Raw genomic sequence first — 22,350 nt, forward strand, 5'->3', positions numbered from 1 at the left:
GAAGCGCCCGGTTAAATCAGAATCTGAAGGTTGCGGTGCCGACAATCTGGCGCTCCGCACCCCAGTAGCAGGCGTATTCACGATAGCAGCTGGCGACGTAGTCGCGGTCAAACAGATTGTTAACGTTGACGCCCACAGTCGAACCCGGCAAACCGAAACGACCCAGATCATATTTCAGCGCCGCATCCACCGTGGTGTAACCGGCAACTTTAAAGTTCTGGTTCTGCTCAGTGCCAGTGCTGTAAAGGCCCTGACTCTCACCGACATAACGCACACCCGCGCCGATCGTCACGCCTGACAAAGCGGTTTCGTGGAAGGTGTAGTCGCTCCACAGTGAGGCCATATGTTTCGGCACCTGCACCGGTGTTTTGCCTTTGAGCTGGGTGTCTTCGGTATATTCCGCATCGGTGTAGGTGTAGGACGCCGTCAGGTTAACGTTGGCATTCAGCGCCGCTTTAGCTTCCAGCTCTACGCCCCGTGACCGGATTTCACCGCTCTGAACGCTGAAAAAAGCTCTGTTTGGATCGGGATCGGCAGTCAGGTTCTTGGTTTTGGTCAGCTGATAAAGCGCGGCGGTGAGCACCACCGGACGATCTTTCGGCACATACTTCACGCCCGCTTCATACTGCTTAGCACGTGACGGATCAAATGCCTGACCCTCATAGGTCGAACCTGCATTCGGAATAAAGGCTTCGCTGTAGCTGAAGTAAGGCGCGATGCCATTATCAAACACATAGTTCAGGCCGCCGCGCCAGGTAAAGGCCTGATCGTTCTGGCGATCAACGCTATCCGCTACCCGATCGTAAACCGAGTTCATGGCATAGTCGTAGCGGCCACCCAGCGTCAGCACCCAGCGGTTCCACTCCATCTGGTCCTGAGCATAGAGGCCGGTCTGACGCTGTTTGTTGAGATGCTGATAGGGATCGGCAAATGGCGTTACGCTGTTATCGCCATATTGCGGATTAACCGCATTCAGGCTGGAGGCAGTGCCAAACTGTGCATCGATATCATTGCGGGTACGCTGGAAGTCCACGCCCAGCAGCAGCGTATGATCAACCTGGCCGGTGGCGAATTTCGCCTGCGCCTGGGTATCGACCGCCAGTTGGTTGAGTTTCTCTTCTGAAACCGCCGAACCGCGCGTGATTTCCTGAGTCGCCGGCAGGAAACCATTGCCATAAATGCTGCGGTAATCGGTGCGCAGGTCGGCATAACGCAGGTTCTGGCGCAGCGTCCAGGTGTCGTTAAAGCTGTGCTCGGCGTTATAACCGACCATTTTGGTGTTGCGTGAAATCTTGTTGCTCTGCTCGCCTTCATCAAAGTTGGTTGGCAGTTTGTACTGGCTGCCATCGGCGCGGGTGATCGGTACCACCGTGCCCTGACGCGGCAGCCAGCCGTAATAACCGGTTTCTGGCTCGTTCTGGAAATAGGTCAGCAGGTCAATGCGGGTGCGATCGTCGGGACGCCAGCTGAAAGCCGGTGCGATGGTGTAGCGCTTCTCTTTGTTCATCGCCTGCTGCGCATCCTGACTGCGCGCCTGGCCGGTCAGGCGATAGCTGTAGACGCCGTCGTCGTCCAGCGCGCCGCCAAAGTCAAAGCCGGTCGAGAAGAGGTTATCGTTGCCCATCTGGAACTGCACTTCGCGCAGCGTTTCCTGGGTCGGACGCTTACTCACCAGCGAGACCACGCCGCCGGGATTGCTCTTACCGTAAAGCACCGAAACCGGGCCGCGCAGCAGTTCAGCGCGTTCCAGGAAGTAGGGATCGATGGCAAACTCAGAGTAGTTGTCACCCTGCAGTTTCAGACCATCCAGATACTGATTGATGTTGGTTTCGCTGAAACCGCGAATCGACAGCGCATCAATCACGTCTGAGCTGCCCCGGTTACCGGTCAGCACGCCAGGCGTGTAGTTAAACGCCCCTTTCACGCTGGTTACGTTACGCATCTCCATCTCTTCACGGGTGACCACGGAGATGGACTGCGGATTTTTTTCAATGGGGGTATCAGTTTTGGTCCCGGTGGCGCTGCGTTTCGCTGCCACGGTGGGCGCCGGTCCCCAGGCGCTTTCCGCCTCGACGCCGCTGCCGCCATCAGCCGAGACGACCATCGTCTCCGCCTGTGCGGCGTAAAGAGAGGAGCTCAGGCTCAGTGTGATCATGATGCCCAGAAGCGGTCGGGAAAATGTTTTTTTGGTGTTGTCAGAAAAAGTCGTTCGCGCATTCATAAAAGTGTCTCTTAACAATAGGCTCAGGCAGGCGAATCGAAACGATAATGATTATTATAACGCTTAGATAATATGCGAAATTCAGCAGGCACTGCAAGAAGAAATCCCAGTAGTGACGCCGTTTGCAGGCCGATTGACGCGTATTGATCAGGAACAAAAAAAGGGCGCCGAAGCGCCCTTTTTAACCTGTCTGACTGATTTATTTGCCAAACATATCTTTTATCCACCCTGCTACGCCGTCGCTATCTTTCTGCTCCTGATGTTGCTGTTGCTGGGCCGGTTGTTGCGGCTGCTGCTGTTGTTGCTGCTGCTGATCGAAGAGCTGTTGTTGCTGCTGAACCTGCTGCTGCTGTTGCTGACACAGCGCATTCGGATCCAGCGCCCACACCGGCAGAGAACGCCAGGTACTGCTGCCCGTGCCGCAGACAAAGTTACCGGCAGAATCCACATTCATCAGCGACACATCTTCCGGCGGCGTCAGCTGTAACGGCATCGGGGCCTGAATGTCCAGGTAGCGACGGTAGAGCTGCATCGCGCCGCTGGCACCATAGAGTTTGGTCGGCTGGTTGTTATCACGTCCCACCCAGGTGATCGCCACTTCTTTGCCATCAATACCGGCAAACCAGCTGTCCACCAGATCGTTGGTGGTACCGGTTTTGCCCGCCAGATGCGCATTCGGGAAACGCGCGCCCAGCGCACGGGCGGTACCGTGGTCAGCTACCTGTTGCATGGTGTAGAGCGTCAGATAAGCGGCCTGCGCCGGCTCAACACGCTGCGCCTGCGGATAGCTCTGATAGAGCACGCTGCCATCTTCCGCAATCACCGAACGCACCGCTGACAGCGACGCGCGGTTGCCGCCGCTGGCAATCGACTGGAACGCCTGAGCCACTTCAACCGGCGTCAGGTTTAAGGCACCCAGCAGCATCGATGGCACCGGATGCAGCTGCTCTTTCGGCACGCCCAGTTTGTTCCAGGTATCCACTACCGCATCCAGCCCCAGCGTCATGCCGAGGTTTACGGTCGGCACGTTCATTGAGTTGGTCAGCGCATCCACCAGCATCACTTTGCCGCTGAAGCGACGATCGTCGTTCATCGGTTTCCAGATGCTGCCGTTTGGCTGTTTCAGCGCAATCGGTTCATCGGCGATCCAGCTGTTCAGCCGGTAGCTGTTTGGCTGACTCAGCGCGGTCAGGTAAGTCGCCGGTTTCGCCAGTGAGCCGATAGAGCGGCGTGCCTGCAGCGCACGGTTGTAACCGGCATACTGCGGATCGGCACCGCCGACCATAGCGCGGACTTCGCCGCTGAAACGGTCAACCACCACCATCGCGGTTTCCAGATCTTTCAGACCACGCTGTTTTTTCAGCGTCGGAATGCCATCGATCACCGCCTTTTCGGCCGCATCCTGCGACACCGGATCCAGCGTGGTGAAGATTTTCACCCCGGAGAGATCTTTCACCTTGTCGCCCAGTTTCGCCTGAAGCTCGTTACGCACCATCTGCATAAAGGCCGGCTGCGGCGTAATCACGCCGCCTTTCGGCTGCACGCCCAGCGGACGGGCCGACAGCATGTCATACAGCTCCTGGTCGATTACTTTCTGCTGCTGCAACAGGCGCAGCACTAGGTTGCGTCGTTCCAGCGCCAGTTTCGGGTTACGCCACGGATTATAGAGCGACGCGCCTTTCACCATGCCGACCAGCATCGCCTGCTGATCCAGACTCAGCTCATCAACCGGACGGCCAAAGTAGTAGAGGCTGGCCAGCGGGAAACCGCGGATCTGATCGCTGCCAGCCTGACCGAGATAGACCTCGTTCAGGTAGAGCTCCAGGATGCGATCTTTGCTGTAGCGCGCATCCATGATCACCGCCATGTAAGCTTCACGCGCTTTACGCCACAGCGAACGCTCGTTGGTGAGGAACAGGTTCTTCACCAGCTGCTGCGTCAGCGTACTGCCGCCCTGCACCGCTTTCCCGGCCGTGATGTTCGCCAGGAAGGCGCGGCCGATGGAGTAAGGGCTGATGCCATCATGCTCATAGAAATGGCGATCTTCGGTGGCGATCAGCGTATCGACCAGCAGATCCGGGAAACCGGCGCGCGGTACGAAGAGTCGCTGTTCACCGTTCGGCGACTGCAGCATGGTGATCAGGCGCGGATCGAGGCGGAAAAAGCCAAAATCACGACCGGTTTCGAGGTTTTTAATCTCGCTCAGCTCATCTTTACTGAAGCTCATGCGCGCGTGGATCTGCCCCTCTTTACTGTCGGGGAAATCAAACGGGCGACGCAGCAGATCGATGGTGTTGCCCTTCACCGAAAACTCGCCAGGGCGGGTAATACGGGAGACTTCGCGATACTGAGTACCTTCCAGCAGCGCTACCATTTCACTTTTGTTGTAGGCCATGCCGGGTTCCAGGCTGACCATGCGGCCATAGACGGTGGCGGGCAGTTGCCACACTTTACCGTCAATCCGGCTGCGAATTTCCGAGTCGAGGTAGATGCCCCACGCGGCCATGACCACCACAAACACCAGGAACAGTTTGATTACCCATCCCAGCCAACGGCGTTTGCCGCGCGGCGGTTTTCCACCTTTACCTTTACGTGGCACCGGCGCTTCCTCCTCGTCATCATTAAAATCGTCCTGATCGATATCCTGTTCGATATCCCTGCGTCGTCCCCGGCCCGCACTGCTGCGCGGCGGCAACGGTTTACCTTTGCGCCCTATTGGTTCGCGATCGTTCCCAGACATTACTTTTCTTCTCCAGGCAGTGCTTACGGCAGCGCCGCTACTCTAACTGCTTTCTCGCGTGCCGCATGGCAGAACCCTCTGAATTCGATCCAGCGGACTCAACCCTGCGGGGACATTTTTTTGGTTCGCCTTGTTGGCAAGGCGGTGGCCGGATCCTCGGGCCAGGGATGTTTAGGATAACGTCCCTTCATCTCTTTCCTGACCTCCGGCCAGGCACCGCGCCAGAACGCCGCCAGATCGCGGGTGATCTGCAACGGGCGCTGGGCGGGCGATAACAGCTCCAGCACCAGCGGAATACGTCCTTCCGCTACGGTGGGATTCTGCGCTTCGCCAAACATCTCCTGAATCCTTACCGCCAGCGCGGGCGGCTTCTCCGCATCGTAGCGGATTGGCAGCCGGCTTCCGGTGGGCACAGTGTAATGAGTTGGCAGCACAGTATCCAGCCGCTGACGCTGTGACCATGTGAGTAAATGTAAGAGTGCCGTGGTCAGGTTCACCGCCTGCAGGCTGCGGAGATCGCGTACCGCTGACATCTGCGGCAACAGCCACTGCGGCAGGCTCTCAAGCAGGGTTTCATCGTCGGTCGCGGGCCAGCTCTCTTCCGGCAGCCACCGGGCCGCACACTGGATGCGCAGGCGCAGCTGTTCGGCCTCCGGCGTCCAGCCCAGTACCGACAGACCTTTTTCGGCGATCCAGCGCAGCATGGCCGCGTGCAGCACCTCCGGTTCCGGGCGCGCCATCGGCTGGGTTTTCAGTATCAGCGCGCCAATCTGCTCACGTCTGAAAGCACGCAGCGTGCCTTTCTCTTCGTCCCATTCCACTTCGGTCCGGCGCTCAATCAGGGCGGGCTGCTGCTGGCACAGCGTTTCAATATCGACCGGCAGTGCCAGCAACATCCGGGCATCCGGTGTGGCACTGCCCTGCAACAGAGCAGGCGCAATCAGCCATTCATTACGCGTCAGGCCATCCTGCTCATCGAGTCTGGCGCCCAGCCCGTTGGCCAGCTGATAGCGACCACTCTGATCGCGTCGCCGCGCCAGCCGATCGCCAAAGCCCACCGCCAGCAATCCGGCGAAACGATCTTCATCGATGCGCCCGCCACGGATTTTAAGCCGCTGCTGCCACTGCTGCGCCCGCCGCTGCCATTGCGCCTGCGGCCGATGCAGCGCATCACGCAGGTCGGCGCTGCCGCTGCGGGGAGGATCTTCCAGAATCGCCACCAGCAGCGCGGCGCTGGCGACCGCATCCGGCTCATCGCCTGCGGCACACAGTATGGCGGCGAGTCGGGGATCGCATCCCAGCTGCGCCATGCGCCGTCCCAGCGTGTTGAGCAGGCCGTTGTTGTCCAGTGCTCCCAGTCGGGTCAGCTGCTGCTGCGCCGCATCCAGATTTCTGGCGGGCGGCTGGTCCAGCCACTGCAGCTGTTGCGGCTGGGTACAGCCCCACTGCAGCAGATCCAGCCACAGCGACGAGAGATCGCTGTTAACGATTTCCGGTTCACTCTGCGCCGCCGCTCGTGATGCCTGCTCCTGCGGCACCAGATGCAGGCATAGCCCCGGCATCAGTCGCCCGGCGCGACCCGCTCGCTGGATCATCGATGCCTGGCTGACTCGCTGGGTCTGCAGACGCGTCACGCCGCTGCGGGCATCAAACAGTGCGCTGCGTTCCAGCGCACTGTCGACCACCAGCCGAATCCCCTCAATGGTCAGGCTGGTTTCGGCGATATTGGTGGCAAGCACCACTTTGCGGCGGCCGTCGGCGGCAGGCAGAATTGCCCGGCGCTGCGCCGCCAGCGGCAGTGCGCCATAGAGCGGCGTCAGATCAACGTCGTCACTGATGCGTGATTCCAGCTCGCGCTTCACCCGTTCGATCTCCGCCACACCCGGCAGAAACAGCAGCAGCGAACCGCTCTCATCCCGCAGCAGCTGGGCGACTTCACGCGCGACCGCCTCTTCAAAACGCACATTCTGATTCAGTGACGCGTAACGCCGCTCAACCGGATAGCTGCGCCCTTCTGAGACAATCAGTGGCGCATCCGGCAGCAGCGCCGCCAGCCGGGCGTTGTCCAGCGTGGCGGACATCAGCATGATTTTAAGGTCGTCGCGCAGCCCCTGCTGCACATCAAGCAGCAGCGCCAGCGCCAGATCGGCCTGCAGGCTGCGCTCGTGAAATTCATCCAGGATCACCAACGACACGCCTTCCAGCATCGGGTCGTGCTGAAGCATGCGCGTGAGCATGCCTTCGGTCACCACTTCCAGCCGGGTCTGTGGCCCGACGCAGCTTTCGCCACGCATCCGGAATCCCACCGTGCCACCCGGCTGCTCGCCGAGTTGCTCCGCCAGCCGCTGCGCCACATTACGCGCCGCCAGCCGACGTGGCTCCAGCATGATGATCCGTCCCGGCAGCGCCGCCTGCTGTAACAACTGCAGCGGCAGCCAGGTCGATTTGCCCGCGCCGGTTGGTGCAGCCAGCAGGATTTGTGGGGCGTCACTCAGCGCCGCCAAAATGTCAGGCAGCACCGCGCTGACCGGTAAATCGCTCACAGCAAACTCCGCTTCTGCCTGTGCTAAGATGGCGCGCATTGTAGCATCCATCCGTGATATTTGCCGGAGAGCGCCATGGCGACACAACGCTTATTTTTTGCCATCAGCCTGCCTGACGAGATGCAGCAAGAGCTGGTGCGCTGGCGGGTCGATACCTTTCCTGCGGAGGCGGGCCAGCCGGTGGTCGCGGCGAATCTGCACCTGACGCTGGCGTTTCTGGGTGAAGTTGCGCCGGAAACCTCACAGCGCCTGCAGACGCTGGCCTCCCGTATTGTGCAGCCCGGTTTTGATCTCGACCTGGATGATGCCGGACACTGGCCGCGCCCCGGCGTGGTCTGGCTCGGCTGCCAGCGCGCGCCACGCGGTCTGTTGCAGCTCGCCAGCCTGCTGCGGGCCCAGGCCGCCCGGCATGGCTGTTACCAGAGCCCCCAGCCGTTTCATCCGCACATCACGCTGTTACGCCACGCCACGCAGCCGGTGACGTTACCGCCGCGCGGCTTTCACTGGCGTTTTCGCGTCTCTACCTTTTCTCTGTTCGCCTCTGAATATGCCCGGGGCCGCACCCGCTATCGCGCCCTGGCTAGCTGGCCATTACATTCTCAGGATCCACATGCACTTCTCTCCGCCCCTTAAACCCGCCCGTCTGATTGCCCGTTACAAACGTTTTTTGGCCGATGTGGTGACGCCAGAGGGCGACGTTCTGACGATTCACTGCGCCAATACCGGCGCCATGACCGGCTGCGCCACGCCGGGCGATCGGGTCTGGTATTCGACGTCCGATAGCCTGACGCGCAAATACCCCCACAGCTGGGAGCTGACCGAAACGCAACAGGGCCACTGGATCTGCGTGAATACGCTGCGCGCCAACCAACTGGTGGCTGAGGCGCTGGAGCAGGAACGGCTGCCGGCGCTGGCCGGTTATACGCATCGTCAGGCGGAAGTGAGATATGGCACTGAAAAAAGCAGAATTGATTTCCTGCTCAAAGCAGAGGCCCGGCGCAACTGCTATATTGAGGTGAAATCCGTAACCCTTCTACATGAAGGAAAAGGGTATTTTCCGGATGCGGTGACGATTCGAGGACAGAAACACCTGCGTGAACTGGCAACAGTTGCGGCAGAGGGTCATCGGGCCGTTTTGTTGTTTGCCGTTTTGCACTCGGGGATTGAGGACGTTTCTCCGGCACGTCACATTGATGTGGCGTATGCAGAACAACTGGCTCAGGCGCAGCAGGAGGGCGTAGAGGTTTTAGCGTATCAGGCAGACTTATCGGCGGAGGGAATGTTTCTTAAATCGCCGATCAACGTAACCTTGTAATATCTTTTGCAATTTTATGTGTTAAGAATGTTCTGAGCTAAGGGCCAATTACGCTGTTCCTCACAGGCTTGTCAAGGTGTGTTCATGAAGAATTGCCAACCCTGACTGCTTCTGTTATTTATAGCGGCCTGTTTTTTTCCCCAATGGGGGATCGATGTACCCCGCAGACGTCAAATGCAGGCTGGCAGCAAGGCCCCTGCGAGACGAAATTCGAAGGGTATAGTGCGTGTTATCCAGGAGAAGCAACATGCAAGAAGGTCAAAACCGTAAAACATCGTCCCTGAGTATTCTCTCTATTGCTGGCGTCGAACCTTATCAGGTGAAGCCTGGCGAAGAGTATATGAATGATGCGCAGCTGACCCATTTTCGCAAGATTCTGGAAGCCTGGCGTAATCAATTACGGGACGAAGTCGATCGTACCGTTTCTCATATGCAGGATGAAGCCGCTAACTTCCCGGACCCGGTTGACCGTGCCGCGCAGGAAGAGGAGTTCAGCCTGGAGCTGCGTAACCGCGATCGCGAACGTAAACTGATCAAAAAGATCGAGAAGACGCTGAAGAAAGTTGAAGATGACGACTTCGGCTATTGCGATTCCTGTGGCGTTGAGATTGGTATCCGCCGTCTCGAAGCCCGTCCTACTGCCGATCTCTGCATCGACTGTAAGACGTTAGCAGAAATTCGTGAGAAACAAATGGCCGGCTGATGCCGCGTCCAGCCTGTTACCACGCAGTGGAACAACTGCTGTTTTGTCCGCTGCGTGGTCACTTCTGAAACCTATGTCATCCTCCTGTATCGGTCGCTTCGCCCCTTCTCCCTCTGGTGAACTCCACTTCGGATCGCTGATTGCTGCCCTGGGCAGTTACCTGAGCGCACGTGCGCAAAACGGCGTCTGGCGGGTGAGAATTGAAGATATCGATCCGCCACGGGAAGTACCGGGTGCCGCCAGCCGTATCCTGCATCAGCTGGAGCACTACGGTTTAGAGTGGGATGGCGAGGTTCTGTGGCAGTCACAACGTCATGAGGCCTACCGTGACGCGCTGGCCTGGCTGCAGCAGCATCGTCAGAGCTATTACTGCACCTGCCCCCGGCGTCGCATTCAGCAGATTGGCGGTTTCTATGATGGTTACTGCCGTGAACGGCAACGCGGACCGGAGAATGCCGCGCTGCGTTTACGCCAGCATGCACCGGTCTTTGCGTTTGACGATCGTCTGCGTGGCCGTGTGGAGGCGGACAGGCGTCTGGCACAGGAAGATTTTATTATTCACCGCCGTGATGGCCTGTTTGCCTATAACCTGGCGGTCGTTGTCGATGATCATTTTCAGGGCATTACCGAAGTGGTTCGCGGCGCAGATTTGATTGAGCCGACGGTGCGACAGATTGCGCTCTGCCAGCAATTTGGCTGGCCGGTGCCTGACTGGCTGCATCTGCCGCTGGCGCTTAATCACGATGGCCATAAGTTGTCGAAGCAGAATCATGCACCTGCGCTGCCGGATGGCGATGCCAGACCCCTGTTGGTGGCGGCGTTACGCTTCCTCGGACAGCCGGTTTCAGGCGGCTGGCAGGACTTAACGCAGGACAAACTGCTGTCTGATGCGGTGGCGCAGTGGAATATCGCTTTGATGCCGCAAGAGAACGCCCTGAAACCGGATGCATAGACAACAGCATTCTCAAACGGTTCTCAACAGGCTATGATTAGCCGCTGATTTTACCTACACCCTAATTGCCACTGTCGAGGTGTCCCATTTTTACCCGAGTAGCTAATTTTTGCCGGAAAGTCCTGAAGCGTGATGAAGAGGAAGCCCCAGCAGAGGTTGAACCAGAGCGTCTGATGACCATCATTCCTCGTGAAAGCCATACCATCTCACGTAAAGACATCAGCGAAAATGCCCTCAAAGTGCTCTATCGCCTGAACAAAGCCGGTTATGAAGCCTATCTGGTAGGCGGTGGCGTGCGCGATTTGCTACTGGGGCAAAAACCCAAAGATTTCGACGTGACCACCAATGCCACGCCTGAGCAGATGCGTAAGTTGTTCCGCAACTGTCGCCTGGTTGGCCGTCGTTTCCGTCTGGCGCACGTGATGTTTGGCCCGGAAGTGATCGAAGTCGCCACCTTCCGTGGACATCATCAGGCGGAAGAGCCGGAAGAGGATCGCAACAGCTCGCAGCGCGCCCAGAGCGGCATGCTGCTGCGCGACAACATCTTCGGCTCTATCGAAGATGATGCCCAGCGACGCGATCTCACCATCAACAGCCTCTACTACAGTGTGGCTGATTTCAGCGTGCGTGACTATGTCGGCGGCATCAGCGATCTCGAACAGGGCATCATTCGCCTGATTGGCGATCCGGAAACTCGCTACCGCGAAGATCCGGTCCGCATGCTGCGCGTCGCACGCTTTGCTGCCAAACTCAATATGAGCATTGCGCCGGAAACCGCCGAGCCGATTCCACGTCTGGCCTCGCTGTTGCGTGATATTCCGCCTGCTCGCCTGTTTGAAGAGTCGCTGAAGATGTTGCAGGCTGGCTACGGCTACAGCACATATCTCAAGCTGTGTGAATATCAGCTGTTCCAGCCCCTGTTCCCGACGCTGGCGCGCAACTTCACCGAAAACAGCGATAGCCACATGGAGAGGATGCTGGCGCAGGTGCTGAAAAACACCGATAACCGCATTCACAACGACATGCGCGTTAACCCGGCGTTCCTGTTTGCCGCGATGTTCTGGTATCCGCAGCTTGAAACGGCAGAACGCATTGCGCAGGAGAGTGGCCTGACCTACTTCGAAGCTTTTGCGATGGCGATGAACGATACGCTGGACGAAGCCTGCCGTGCGCTGGCGATTCCGAAACGTATTACGTCGCTAATTCGCGATATCTGGCTGCTGCAGTTACGCATGTCCCGCCGTCACGGTAAACGCGCCTGGAAACTGATGGAGCATCCGAAATTCCGCGCCGCTTACGATCTGCTGGCGCTGCGGGCGGAAGTGGAAAATAACCCGGAACTGCTGCGCCTGAGCCAGTGGTGGGGTGAATTCCAGGTGGCTGCGCCGCCGCATCAGAAAAACATGCTCAATAACCTGGGTGACGATCCGGTGCCGCGTAATAAATCGCGTCGTCCGCGCCGCCGTCCTTCCGCACCGCGTCGTGACAACCAGAACGTCTCATGACACGGGTTTACCTCGCGTTAGGCAGTAATCTGGCCGATCCGCTGCATCAGGTTGATGCAGCGCTGACCGCACTGGATGCGTTGCCGCAGACGCAACGCATCGCTACCTCGCCATTCTACCGCACGCCGCCTTATGGCCCGCCCGATCAGCCCGATTTTCTCAATGCCGCCGTGGCGCTGGAGACCGATCTCAGTGCCGAAGCGCTGCTTGACCATACCCAGCGGATCGAGCGCGAGCATGGCCGGGTGCGCAAGGCAGAACGCTGGGGTCCGCGCACGCTGGATATCGATCTGATGCTGTTTGGCGAGGCGCACATCAACACGGAGCGGCTGATTGTGCCGCACTATGATCTGCTGAATCGTGCGTTTATGCTGGTGCCCCTGCTGGCGATTGCGCCAGACGCCCGCCTGTCCGACGGCCGCGCACTCAGCACAATCCTGGCGACCCTCGACAGCAGCAGCATCGTGCTGTGGCACGGCTGAGCAGACAAACGCACATCTCTGATTCCGCTCTTTCACGCTATCCAGTAAACTGCGCCCATCAGAATTCCTGAGTTGAGAGCGCCATGAAACCCACCACGATTTCACATCTGCGTCAGGCGAAAGCCAGCGGTAAAAAATTCGCGACCCTGACCGCCTACGATTTCAGTTTCGCCCGCTTGTTTGCCGATGAAGGCATTCAGGTGCTGCTGGTTGGTGATTCTTTAGGGATGACGGTGCAGGGGCATGATTCCACCCTGCCGGTCACGGTCAGCGACATCGCCTATCACACCGCCGCCGTGCGCCGTGGCGCACCACAGGCACTGCTGCTCGCCGACCTGCCGTTTATGAGTTATGCCACGCCACAGCAGACCTTTGACAACGCCGCGCAGCTGATGCGTGCCGGTGCTAACATGGTGAAGCTGGAAGGCGGCAGCTGGCTGGCTGAGACCGTGCAGATGCTGACCGAGCGGGCCGTTCCGGTATGTGGTCATCTGGGCCTGACACCGCAGTCGGTCAATATCTTTGGCGGCTATAAAGTACAGGGCCGGGATGAAGCCGGTGCAGAGCAGTTGCTGGCCGATGCGCTGGCGCTGGAAGCCGCAGGTGCACAGCTGATGGTGCTGGAGTGTGTGCCGGTGTCGGTAGCGCAGCGGATTACCGACGCGCTCACCATCCCGGTGATCGGTATCGGTGCCGGCAATGTCACCGATGGTCAGATTCTGGTGATGCATGACGCGCTGGGCGTGACCGGCGGCCACATTCCCAAATTTGCCAAAAATTTCCTGGCGGAGACCGGCGATGTTCGCGCGGCGATTCGCCACTATATCGCCGAAGTCGAGGCCGGAACCTATCCGGCGGCAGAGCACAGTTTCCAGTAATCCAGGAGAGTCACCGTGTTGATCATTGAAACGCTGCTGATGCTGCGCCAGGAAGTCCGACGCTGGCGCCAGCAGGGTAAACGCATTGCGCTGGTGCCGACCATGGGCAACCTGCATGAAGGTCACCTGACGCTGGTGGATGAAGCACGGGCGCGCGGCGACATCGTGATTGTCTCGATCTTTGTCAATCCGATGCAGTTCGATCGCGCCGATGATTTAGCGCGCTACCCGCGCACGCTGCAGGAAGATTGTGAAAAGCTGAATCGCCACCAGGTTGACGTGGTCTTCGCCCCCTCACCTGCTGAAGTCTATCCGCAGGGCGCGCAGAATCAGACCTTTGTTGAGGTGCCGGTGCTCTCTTCCCTGCTGGAAGGGGCCACACGTCCAGGTCATTTTCGCGGTGTGGCCACTATCGTCAGCAAACTGTTTAATCTGGTACAGCCCGATATTGCCTGTTTCGGTGAAAAGGATTTTCAGCAGCTGGCTATCATTCGTAAGATGGTGGCCGATATGGGCTTCGACATTGAGATTGTTGGTGTGCCTACGGTGCGCGCTAAAGATGGCCTGGCGCTGAGTTCGCGCAACGGCTACCTGACGGCAGATGAGCGTAAGCTGGCACCGGTCCTGAGCCAGGTGATGCATCAGATGGCGACGCAGCTGGAGAATGGCGAGCGTCATATTGACGAGATCATTGAGGCAGCCAGTGAGGCACTGCTGGCGCAGGGATTACGCCCTGATGGCCTGGCGATCTGTGATGCGGAAACGCTGCAACCGCTGACGGTGGACAGCCAGCGCGCGGTGGTGCTGATGGCCGCCTGGCTGGGCAAGGCCCGCCTGATTGATAATCAAACCGTTGACCTGACGCAGTAATTAATCCCGCTGCAGGTTATTTTATTTCTCTGACAAGGTTTCTGGCTATGATTCGCACAGTTCTGCAAGGCAAATTGCACCGCGTGAAGGTGACGCAGGCGGACCTCAATTATGAAGGTTCCTGCGCTATCGATCAGGATTTCCTGGATGCTTCCGGCATTCTGCAATATGAAGCGATCGATATTTATAACGTCACCAACGGTCAGCGCTTTTCCACCTACGCTATCGCGGCTGAGCGTGGCTCGAAAATCATCTCGGTCAACGGTGCGTCCGCCCGCTGTGCCTGCGAAGGCGATATTTTAATTATCTGCTCCTATGTGCAGGTAGACGATGCCGAAGCGCGTCAGTGGCAGCCTAAGGTCGCCTATTTTGAAGGTGACAACCAGATGAAGCGTCTGGCGAAAGCGCTGCCGGTGCAGATTGCCTGATTACAACCTGATTAAAAAAGGGCCGCCGGTAAAACGGGCGGCCCTTTTTATTTCTGCTGCAGTAATTAAACCGGTTTGGTTGTCATCGGCTTCGATGACTTTTTCATCGTAAAGAGGAAATTAAACCAGCCGCGTTTTCTCATCAGACATAATGTCCACGGTAACGCCAGCGCCACCAGGAATGCCGAAATAAACTTCAGGTCATTTACCCAGGCAGACGGGCTTTCAAACTTCACAATCTTACTGAAGAACTGAATCGCCAGATAATGCGACAGGTAGAAGACGATAGAATTGACGCCTATGTAGTAGACCAGTTCAGACTTCAGTTTCAGCGCAATCCAGACAAAGAACGGAACCGATAATAGTGCCAGCGGTGACAATAACGCCTGGGAATGACGTTCCAGTACAAAGATATTCAGGCAGGAGAGCAGCACAAAACTAATTACCGAGATTAACAGCGTCGGGCCATGCTGCACTTTCTCTGCGATATCCACCTGCTTTCTCACGACGTAATCGCCGAGATAGAAGAATACAAACAGATAAAGCGATTTATTGATGTGGGTATTGTCGAAGCTGGCAAACACGCCATCCGCCTCAATCGCTGGCAGCGCCCAGCTCAGCGTCATACAGATGGCAAACACCAGCAGGAACGGCAAGTGACGGGCAAAGATAATCACAATAAAGAAGAGAAACAGCGAATGCAGGAACCAGGTCATATCACCGCCACCGGTCAGGTGGGAGAGAATAATATTCATCGGTGATTGCGGCGTATTAGCCATCGAGCTGAACAGGATTTTCAACCCGCCGTAGACGGCAACCCAGACCACAAATGGATAGAGAATACTGCGCACCTTGTTATTAAAAAAAGGACCCAGGCCTTTTCTTAACCCGGCATCGACAAATAAACCTGAAACAAAGAACATCAGCCCCAGCCTTACAGGTGCCAGCATCTCATTTAACAGGCCGCTGAAGGCGGTAAAATGTCCGGCGTTATTATGTACGGCAATAGTGCTGTGCAAAAAAATGATTGCGAGAATACTCAATCCCCGCAGATTATCGATCCACGTTATACGATTCATCTTTTCCTGCCTTTGATTAAAAACTGGCCCTGATTCGGTTGCCATTTTTCTTATTAAGAAGACTCTTAGCCTACTCATTCGTCCCTGAGCAGAGGAATAACCTTATTCCGGCGCTATTCTGATAATTCATAATCAAATAAACAACAGCCAGACTTTAAGGCTATTCTTAAAAAATATTTAATAGTTAAGAATCATTCAGATAGCGAAAGATGTCAGAGTATTATCAGATAATACTTAGGGTTATTTTTTGTGAGTAAGGATGTAAGCGAGGCGTCGGGCGGCTTCAGAGGCAAAATATAACGAATGAGGCGGGTTTTAAGGTGATTTTTAAGGCCAGGCAGAACCGTAGTCAGCGTGATTTGCTCTCCACCCAAAAAAAAGCCACGCCCTTATCGCAGCGTGGCCCTTACCATTCAGCTTAACGTCAGGTGCGTAATCCGCGCCCGCGCTGTATCAGCGCATAGACCAGCCAGTAGAACACCAGAATAAAGGCCACCAGCACCGAGAGGGTAAACACCAGCGGCACATCATTAATGCCGAGGAAGCCATAACGGAATCCGCTAATCATATAAACGATTGGATTGAGTTTAGAGACAGCCTGCCAGATCGGCGGCAGCAAACTCAGTGAATAGAATACGCCGCCCAGATAAGTCAGTGGCGTCAGCACAAAGGTCGGGATCAGGCTGATATCGTCAAAGGTGCGCGCAAAGACAGCGTTCAGCAGACCTGCCAGTGAAAACAGAATCGCGGTCAGCAGCAGCGTGACCGCTACCATCGTCCAGGAATGCACGTGGAACGGCACAAAGAACAGCGAGATGGCCGTCACCAGAATACCCACGCAGACACCACGCGCCACCCCGCCGCCAACATAACCGGCAATAATGATGTGGGTCGGCACCGGCGCGACCAGCAGCTCTTCAATATTGCGCTGGAACTTGGCGCTGAAGAACGACGACGCCACGTTGGCATAGGCGTTAGTGATGACCGCCATCATGATCAATCCCGGCACGATGAACTGCATATAGCTGAAGCCGTGCATCTCACCGATGCGCGACCCGATCAGGTTGCCAAAAATGATGAAATAGAGCGTCATGGTGATGACCGGCGGCACCAGCGTCTGGATCCAGATGCGGGCGAAACGGTTAACCTCTTTGGCCCAGATGCTCTTCAGCGCCACCCAGTAGAGATGTGTCATGCTTTTGCTCCTGTTTTTCCCTGCGTCGTCAGACCCACAAACAGCTCTTCAAGACGGTTGGCTTTATTGCGCATACTCAGCACCTGCACACCCTGCGCGCTAAGCTGGCTGAAGACGCTGTTGAGCCCCTGCTCACGCAGCACTTCCACTTCGAGCGTTGAGGTATCGGTCAGCCGGTACTGGAACCCTTCCAGCGTGGGCAGCGGACTGCGGGGTGCCAGATCCAGGATAAAGGTTTCTGATTTGAGCTTGGAGAGCAGCCCTTTCATTGAGGTGTTCTCCACCAGCTCACCGCTCTGGATGATGCCGATGTTGCGGCACAGCATCTCCGCCTCTTCCAGATAGTGGGTAGTGAGAATAATGGTCGTGCCTTTGGCATTGAGATCTTTCAGGAACACCCACATCGAGCGTCGCAGTTCGATATCCACGCCAGCGGTGGGTTCATCCAGAATCAGCAGCTTAGGCTCATGCATCAGCGCACGGGCGATCATCAGGCGACGCTTCATCCCGCCGGAAAGCATGCGTGCACGTTCAGCGCGTTTTCCCCACAGATCGAGCTGCTTCAGATACTTTTCTGCCCGCTCATTGGCTTCACGACGCTCAACGCCATAGTAACCCGCCTGATTAACAACGATTTGCATCACCGTCTCAAACGGGTTGAAGTTAAACTCCTGCGGCACCAGGCCGAGCTGGCGCTTGGCATTCACCACATCTTTTTCGAGATCGTAGCCAAACACCCGCACGCTGCCCTCGGATTTGTTAACCAGCGAACTGATAATTCCGATGGTGGTCGATTTACCGGCACCGTTTGGCCCCAGCAGCGCATAAAAGTCACCCGCTTCAACGTTAAGATCGATGCCCTTCAGCGCCTGCACGCCGCCGGGATAGGTCTTGGTCAGCCGGGAAAGTTCCAGTGCATAAGTCATTCTGCATCCATACCCTGTTTTGATGGCATTGCAATGCCGTTTAAATTTATCAGGCCCTGTCATATAGTACGCGCGCGCACTCTGCGCAGTAACCGGTCGCTCAACACCATGACAGACATCAACACCCTGATCAGAAACAACCGCGAATGGTCAAAATTACTGGTTGAAGAAGATCCCAGCTTTTTTGAGCGGCTCGCCCAGGCACAAAAACCGCGCTTCCTGTGGATTGGCTGTTCTGACAGCCGGGTTCCTGCCGAACGTCTGACCGGGCTCGAACCCGGCGAACTCTTCGTTCACCGCAACGTGGCCAATCTGGTAATCCACACCGACCTGAACTGTCTGTCCGTGGTGCAGTACGCTATCGAAGTGCTGGAAGTGGAACACGTTATCGTCTGCGGCCATTACGGCTGCGGCGGCGTGCAGGCGGCGATGGATAACCCGGAACTGGGATTAATCGACAACTGGCTGCTGCACATCCGCGACCTCTGGTACAAGCATAGCGTGTTGCTGGGGGAACTCCCGCCGGATAAGCGCCTGGACAAACTGTGCGAAATCAACGTTATTGAACAAGTCTATAACCTGGGGCACTCCACCGTACTGCAATCTGCCTGGAAACGCGGAAAGGATGTCTCCCTGCACGGCTGGGTATACGGCATTCAGGACGGCTGTCTGCGTAACCTTGATGTGACGGCAAACAGCCGGGAGATCCTCGAACAGCGCTACCGCCACGGCATTGCTAATCTGCGGAAGAACGGCGAGGCCTGAGCCGATCGCAGCGCAAAGCGCGGCATAGCCTACACCAGGCAACAGGTGCAGGCCTTGGAAGAATGTGCGGTAGAGCGGTATCAGGATTCCAGCGGCACCACTTTGCCAATATAAGGCAGATGGCGATAGTGCTGAGCATAGTCGATACCAAAGCCCACCACGAACTCATCCGGAATCGCAAAGCCGACATATTCGACGTTCACTTCGACTTCACGGCGCTCTGGCTTATCCAGCAGCGTACAGATCGCCAGGGATTTTGGCTGACGCAGCTGCAGAATCTCACGCACTTTGCTCAGGGTGTTGCCGGAGTCGATGATATCTTCGACGATCAGCACATCCTTGCCACGAATGTCTTCATCCAGATCTTTCAGGATTTTCACATCACGCGTGCTGGACATCCCGCTGCCGTAACTGGAAGCCGTCATAAAGTCGACTTCATGCGGCACATCGATGGCGCGACAGAGATCAGCCATGAACATAAAGGAGCCGCGCAGCAGCCCCACCAGCACCATATCGCTGCCGCTGTCGCGGTAGTGGTCGTTAATCTCTTTGCCCAGTTCAGCGATGCGCGTGGCGATTGCCTGTTCAGGGATCATCACTTCAACAGTGTGTTTCATTGCGTTCAGCCCGGTTACGTCAGAAAAGCCCCGGAGTCTATCACAGACGCAGCAGCGACGGCTGCGCGGCCCCATAAGCAAACGATTACGTCGCGAAAATTATTACCCGCCGCCTGCGGCTCGCTGAAATGCGCATTACCTTAGAACATTCTGGCATTTACCAGCATGATTCGCTGCATGGTAGCCTTTATCCAACAGATCGTTACCCTACTCGCGCCGCTGGCCGGAGATCACAATGACTTCATCTTCAAGCAAAAAAACGCATATCGGCGACAGGCCGCTGCACCCTGAAACCCAGATGCTGAACTATGGCTATGATCCCCGCCTCTCTGAGGGTGCGGTGAAGCCGCCGGTGTTTCTGACATCAACCTTTGTCTTTGACAGCGCCGAAGAGGGACGGGATTTCTTTGATTACGTCTCTGGCCGACGTGAGCCGCCGGAAGGCAAATCGGGTGGGCTGGTCTATTCCCGCTTTAACCACCCTAACAGCGAAATTGTAGAAGATCGGCTGGCGGTCTATGAGCAGGCGGAGAGCTGTTCGCTCTTCTCTTCCGGTATGGCCGCCATCTCCACTGCCCTGCTGACGTTTGCCCGTCCGGGCGAGGTGATCCTGCATTCCCAGCCGCTGTATGGCGGCACCGAAACCCTGCTTAGCAAGACGCTGCACAATCTGGACATCAAAGCGGTGGGTTTCAGCGACGGCAATGATGAAGTCAAAGTGCGTGAAGCCGCTCAGCAGGCGATGGCCCAGGGCCGGGTAGCGGTGATCCTGATTGAAACGCCAGCGAATCCCACCAACAGCCTGGTCAATATCCGTCTGATGGCGCGTATCGCTGATGAGATTGATCAGCAGCAGGGTTCACGACCGATTATCGCCTGTGACAACACGCTGCTCGGCCCGCTGTTCCAGCAGCCGCTGACGCTGGGCGCTGATCTGTCGCTCTACTCGCTGACCAAGTATGTTGGCGGTCACTCTGACCTGATTGCAGGCGCGGCGATGGGCAGTAAAGCGCTGATGGCGAAAGTGCGCGCCCTGCGCAGCGCAATCGGCACGCAGCTGGATCCACACTCCAGCTGGATGCTCAGCCGCTCGCTGGAAACGCTGTCGCTACGCATGGAGAAAGCCTGGCAGAATGCGGAAGCGGTCGCGGCGTTTCTGCGCGATCACCCGAAAGTGGCGAAGCTGCACTGGCTGCCCTATCTGGATGCGGAGAGCGCCGAAGGGAAAACCTATCGCGAGCAGTGCAGCGGTGCCGGTTCGACCTTCTCATTTGATATCGTCGGCGATCAGCCCGCTGCGTTCCGTTTTCTTAATGCGCTGTCGCTGTTTAAGCAGGCGGTAAGCCTGGGCGGTACCGAGTCGCTGGCCAGCCATCCTGGCAGCACCACCCACTCCGGCGTGCCGCAGGCAGTGCGTCAGCGTATTGGGATCACTGACGCCACGGTGCGGCTGTCGATTGGCATCGAAAACGCCGGCGACCTGATTGAAGATGTGAAGCTGGCGCTGGATCAGGCGTAATCAGCTGACGGTAAAGCCCAGCATCATGCCGGTGTCTTCATGCTCCAGCAGATGGCAATGGGCCATGTAAGCGTGTTCTGCGGCGGCGACATAGTTGAAGCGTACCAGCACTTCGCTGCGCCAGCCGTCGACATTCACCATATCCTTCCAGCCCTGCCGGTGCGGGGCTGGCGGTTTGCCGTTTTCTGAAAGAATACGAAACTGGGTGCCGTGAATGTGGAACGGGTGCAGCATCGCGTCGCCTTCACCTGAAATCGTCCACTTCTCGTAATCACCCAGCTTCACCGCAAACGACGGCTTCGTCATATCAAAGGCCTGGCCATTAATCTTATTGCCGTTGCGGAAATCGTAACCAGCGGGCGGTGTATTGCCGTGCATGCTGTGATCCATGCTTGCCATATTTTCCATTGGTGGCATCGGCTCGGCAGCCGTTTTTTCCGGCATCGCGTGATGACCGCCCTTGCCCATCGCTTTCTCGCCGTAGCGCTGCATCAGCGCCTGCATGCCCTGCTGGTCCAGCTGCGGGTCCATCATCAGCTGCAGCCAGCGTGTCGTCAGGCCGTCTGTTGAGGGTAGCGCTGGCAGCGTCGCCAGCTGATCCGGCAGCGTGGCGCTGGCCATCACCCGCAGCGGCAGGATCTGCACCAGCGGCAGCGGCTGGTCAAACGGCGGCAGCGTCATGCCCATCTGCTCTGTCGGCAGCGTCACCAGATCGAAGCTCTTACCGTCAGAAGTATCGATCATCACCTCAAAACGCTCGCCCGGCAGGAGCGGCAGCGAGTCGAGCTTTACCGGCTCGGCCAGCAGGCCACCATCGCTGGCGATCACGTAGAGAGGACGTTTATCACTGGCGGCAACATGCAGCGAACGGGCATTGCAACCGTTGAGCAGGCGCAGACGCAGCCAGCCACGCGGCACCGCATGCTGTGGATAGTGCACGCCGTTGGTCAGCATCATGTCGCCAAACCAGCCCACCGCGGCGCGCATCACGTCGAGCTGATAATCAATGCGGCTGCCATCTTTGGTCAGTTGCTTATCCTGAAAAATCAGCGGCACATCATCCACACCCCACTGCGAGGGCAATCGCAGCGTTCCGCTCTCTTTATCTTCCAGCAGGATCAGTCCCGCCAGCCCCTGAGCCACCTGATGCCCGGTTTTGCCATGCAGATGCGGGTGATACCAGCAGGTTGCGGCGGGTTGATCGGGCGTAAAAGAGACCTGACGCGAGCCGCCAGGCGCAATCACCGCCTGCGGGCCGCCATCCACTGCACCGGGGATTTCCAGCCCGTGCCAGTGCAGTGTGGTCGCTTCGCTGAGCCGGTTATGAATGTTCACCGTCACCGGTTTGCCACTCTGCATCTTCAGCACCGGCCCCAGCAGGCTGCCGTTATAGCCCCAGGTCGGCACCGCTTTGCCGTTCCACTGGGTGGTACCCTGCATCGCGGTGAGGCTGTAGCTGCCCCTGGCATCGGGTTCCAGCAGAGACGGAATCGGCAGCAGCGGACGGGTGGCTGCCATCAGCGAACGGCTCCAGAGCGGTAATGCTCCGGCTGCACTCAGTGCGGCAGTGAGTTTCAGGAAATGGCGACGTTGCATGGTGATCATCCTTGTG

General features: G+C 57.4%; 19 protein-coding genes. 11 read left to right on the forward strand and 8 right to left on the reverse strand.

What is annotated here, in order from left to right; translation table 11 throughout:
• Positions 1-16: 16 nt before the first annotated feature.
• The 3 genes from fhuA to hrpB all read right to left on the reverse strand — a co-directional run bounded on the left by fhuA (position 17) and on the right by hrpB (position 7,543).
• On the reverse strand, positions 17-2,221 hold the full coding sequence (gene fhuA, locus OK412_RS14325; RefSeq protein WP_264353268.1) for a ferrichrome porin FhuA: 2,205 nt from the start codon (positions 2,219-2,221) through the stop codon (positions 17-19).
• A 199-nt stretch (positions 2,222-2,420) separates the two neighbouring features.
• Positions 2,421-4,961 carry a bifunctional glycosyl transferase/transpeptidase gene (mrcB, locus tag OK412_RS14330; RefSeq protein ID WP_264353269.1) on the reverse strand — a complete coding sequence of 847 codons (2,541 nt, stop codon included), beginning with the start codon at positions 4,959-4,961 and terminating at the stop codon, positions 2,421-2,423.
• 98 nt (positions 4,962-5,059) lie between these two features.
• Positions 5,060-7,543 carry an ATP-dependent helicase HrpB gene (gene hrpB / locus OK412_RS14335; protein WP_264353270.1) on the reverse strand — a complete coding sequence of 828 codons (2,484 nt, stop codon included), beginning with the start codon at positions 7,541-7,543 and terminating at the stop codon, positions 5,060-5,062.
• A gap of 36 nt (positions 7,544-7,579) precedes the next feature.
• Between hrpB and thpR the strand changes: the two genes are divergently transcribed.
• The 9 genes from thpR (at position 7,580) to panD (ending at position 14,637) form a co-directional block, all read left to right on the forward strand.
• Positions 7,580-8,137: an RNA 2',3'-cyclic phosphodiesterase gene (thpR, locus tag OK412_RS14340; RefSeq protein WP_264353271.1), complete on the forward strand. Its 558-nt coding sequence runs from the start codon at positions 7,580-7,582 to the stop codon at positions 8,135-8,137.
• Positions 8,115-8,819, forward strand: a complete 705-nt coding sequence (gene sfsA, locus OK412_RS14345; RefSeq protein WP_033756614.1) for a DNA/RNA nuclease SfsA — start codon at positions 8,115-8,117, stop codon at positions 8,817-8,819. Before thpR ends, sfsA begins: the two co-directional genes overlap by 23 nt.
• Before the next feature lie 247 nt (positions 8,820-9,066).
• Complete coding sequence (gene dksA, locus OK412_RS14350) at positions 9,067-9,522, forward strand: RNA polymerase-binding protein DksA (protein ID WP_010254035.1); 456 nt, start codon at positions 9,067-9,069, stop codon at positions 9,520-9,522.
• Between the two features lie 73 nt (positions 9,523-9,595).
• Positions 9,596-10,474, forward strand: coding sequence for a tRNA glutamyl-Q(34) synthetase GluQRS (gene gluQRS / locus OK412_RS14355; RefSeq protein ID WP_033756612.1), 879 nt, complete (start codon positions 9,596-9,598; stop codon positions 10,472-10,474).
• Positions 10,475-10,560: 86 nt separating this feature from the next.
• Positions 10,561-11,979, forward strand: coding sequence for a polynucleotide adenylyltransferase PcnB (pcnB, locus tag OK412_RS14360; RefSeq protein WP_203583884.1), 1,419 nt, complete (start codon positions 10,561-10,563; stop codon positions 11,977-11,979).
• Positions 11,976-12,461 carry a 2-amino-4-hydroxy-6-hydroxymethyldihydropteridine diphosphokinase gene (gene folK, locus OK412_RS14365; RefSeq protein ID WP_264353272.1) on the forward strand — a complete coding sequence of 162 codons (486 nt, stop codon included), beginning with the start codon at positions 11,976-11,978 and terminating at the stop codon, positions 12,459-12,461. The genes pcnB and folK overlap by 4 nt, the downstream gene beginning before the upstream one ends.
• 83 nt (positions 12,462-12,544) lie before the next feature.
• A complete protein-coding gene (gene panB / locus OK412_RS14370; protein ID WP_010254026.1) occupies positions 12,545-13,339 on the forward strand; it encodes a 3-methyl-2-oxobutanoate hydroxymethyltransferase in 795 nt (264 codons plus the stop codon).
• 15 nt (positions 13,340-13,354) lie between these two features.
• The gene (gene panC, locus OK412_RS14375) at positions 13,355-14,209 is read left to right on the forward strand and encodes a pantoate--beta-alanine ligase (protein WP_045140767.1); all 855 of its coding nucleotides are present in this window, start codon (positions 13,355-13,357) and stop codon (positions 14,207-14,209) included.
• A gap of 47 nt (positions 14,210-14,256) precedes the next feature.
• Positions 14,257-14,637 carry an aspartate 1-decarboxylase gene (panD, locus tag OK412_RS14380; protein WP_264353273.1) on the forward strand — a complete coding sequence of 127 codons (381 nt, stop codon included), beginning with the start codon at positions 14,257-14,259 and terminating at the stop codon, positions 14,635-14,637.
• A 65-nt stretch (positions 14,638-14,702) separates the two neighbouring features.
• Here the strand turns inward: panD and OK412_RS14385 are convergent, their stop codons facing one another.
• The 3 genes from OK412_RS14385 to OK412_RS14395 form a co-directional block, all read right to left on the reverse strand.
• The gene (locus tag OK412_RS14385) at positions 14,703-15,716 is read right to left on the reverse strand and encodes an acyltransferase family protein (protein ID WP_264353274.1); all 1,014 of its coding nucleotides are present in this window, start codon (positions 15,714-15,716) and stop codon (positions 14,703-14,705) included.
• A gap of 424 nt (positions 15,717-16,140) precedes the next feature.
• Positions 16,141-16,911, reverse strand: coding sequence for an ABC transporter permease (locus tag OK412_RS14390; RefSeq protein ID WP_010254018.1), 771 nt, complete (start codon positions 16,909-16,911; stop codon positions 16,141-16,143).
• Positions 16,908-17,837 carry an ABC transporter ATP-binding protein gene (locus OK412_RS14395; protein ID WP_010254017.1) on the reverse strand — a complete coding sequence of 310 codons (930 nt, stop codon included), beginning with the start codon at positions 17,835-17,837 and terminating at the stop codon, positions 16,908-16,910. The genes OK412_RS14390 and OK412_RS14395 overlap by 4 nt, the downstream gene beginning before the upstream one ends.
• Positions 17,838-17,945: 108 nt before the next feature.
• Here OK412_RS14395 and can point away from each other — a divergent pair, with 108 nt between their 5' ends.
• Complete coding sequence (can, locus tag OK412_RS14400) at positions 17,946-18,602, forward strand: carbonate dehydratase (RefSeq protein ID WP_029519477.1); 657 nt, start codon at positions 17,946-17,948, stop codon at positions 18,600-18,602.
• 80 nt (positions 18,603-18,682) lie between these two features.
• Here the strand turns inward: can and hpt are convergent, their stop codons facing one another.
• Positions 18,683-19,219, reverse strand: a complete 537-nt coding sequence (gene hpt / locus OK412_RS14405; protein WP_010254010.1) for a hypoxanthine phosphoribosyltransferase — start codon at positions 19,217-19,219, stop codon at positions 18,683-18,685.
• A 235-nt stretch (positions 19,220-19,454) separates the two neighbouring features.
• Here hpt and OK412_RS14410 point away from each other — a divergent pair, with 235 nt between their 5' ends.
• The gene (locus tag OK412_RS14410; protein ID WP_022625436.1) at positions 19,455-20,738 is read left to right on the forward strand and encodes a cystathionine gamma-synthase family protein; all 1,284 of its coding nucleotides are present in this window, start codon (positions 19,455-19,457) and stop codon (positions 20,736-20,738) included.
• On the opposite strand, the gene cueO is transcribed toward OK412_RS14410, so the two are convergent.
• Positions 20,739-22,334, reverse strand: a complete 1,596-nt coding sequence (gene cueO / locus OK412_RS14415; protein WP_264353275.1) for a multicopper oxidase CueO — start codon at positions 22,332-22,334, stop codon at positions 20,739-20,741.
• Between the last annotated feature and the right edge of the window lie 16 nt (positions 22,335-22,350).

This window comes from Pantoea sp. JV6 (genome assembly GCF_025910055.1).
GTDB lineage: Bacteria > Pseudomonadota > Gammaproteobacteria > Enterobacterales > Enterobacteriaceae > Pantoea > Pantoea agglomerans.

Bases quoted from the DNA above. Each gene is read 5' to 3' on its own strand.
- fhuA (WP_264353268.1), bottom strand. From the start codon at position 2,221: ATGAATGCGCGAACGACTTTTTCTGACAACACCAAAAAAACATTTTCC.
- mrcB (WP_264353269.1), bottom strand. From the start codon at position 4,961: ATGTCTGGGAACGATCGCGAACCAATAGGGCGCAAAGGTAAACCGTTG.
- hrpB (WP_264353270.1), bottom strand. From the start codon at position 7,543: ATGCGCGCCATCTTAGCACAGGCAGAAGCGGAGTTTGCTGTGAGCGAT.
- thpR (WP_264353271.1), top strand. From the start codon at position 7,580: ATGGCGACACAACGCTTATTTTTTGCCATCAGCCTGCCTGACGAGATG.
- sfsA (WP_033756614.1), top strand. From the start codon at position 8,115: ATGCACTTCTCTCCGCCCCTTAAACCCGCCCGTCTGATTGCCCGTTAC.
- dksA (WP_010254035.1), top strand. From the start codon at position 9,067: ATGCAAGAAGGTCAAAACCGTAAAACATCGTCCCTGAGTATTCTCTCT.
- gluQRS (WP_033756612.1), top strand. From the start codon at position 9,596: ATGTCATCCTCCTGTATCGGTCGCTTCGCCCCTTCTCCCTCTGGTGAA.
- folK (WP_264353272.1), top strand. From the start codon at position 11,976: ATGACACGGGTTTACCTCGCGTTAGGCAGTAATCTGGCCGATCCGCTG.
- panB (WP_010254026.1), top strand. From the start codon at position 12,545: ATGAAACCCACCACGATTTCACATCTGCGTCAGGCGAAAGCCAGCGGT.
- panD (WP_264353273.1), top strand. From the start codon at position 14,257: ATGATTCGCACAGTTCTGCAAGGCAAATTGCACCGCGTGAAGGTGACG.
- OK412_RS14385 (WP_264353274.1), bottom strand. From the start codon at position 15,716: ATGAATCGTATAACGTGGATCGATAATCTGCGGGGATTGAGTATTCTC.
- OK412_RS14390 (WP_010254018.1), bottom strand. From the start codon at position 16,911: ATGACACATCTCTACTGGGTGGCGCTGAAGAGCATCTGGGCCAAAGAG.
- OK412_RS14395 (WP_010254017.1), bottom strand. From the start codon at position 17,837: ATGACTTATGCACTGGAACTTTCCCGGCTGACCAAGACCTATCCCGGC.
- can (WP_029519477.1), top strand. From the start codon at position 17,946: ATGACAGACATCAACACCCTGATCAGAAACAACCGCGAATGGTCAAAA.
- hpt (WP_010254010.1), bottom strand. From the start codon at position 19,219: ATGAAACACACTGTTGAAGTGATGATCCCTGAACAGGCAATCGCCACG.
- OK412_RS14410 (WP_022625436.1), top strand. From the start codon at position 19,455: ATGACTTCATCTTCAAGCAAAAAAACGCATATCGGCGACAGGCCGCTG.
- cueO (WP_264353275.1), bottom strand. From the start codon at position 22,334: ATGCAACGTCGCCATTTCCTGAAACTCACTGCCGCACTGAGTGCAGCC.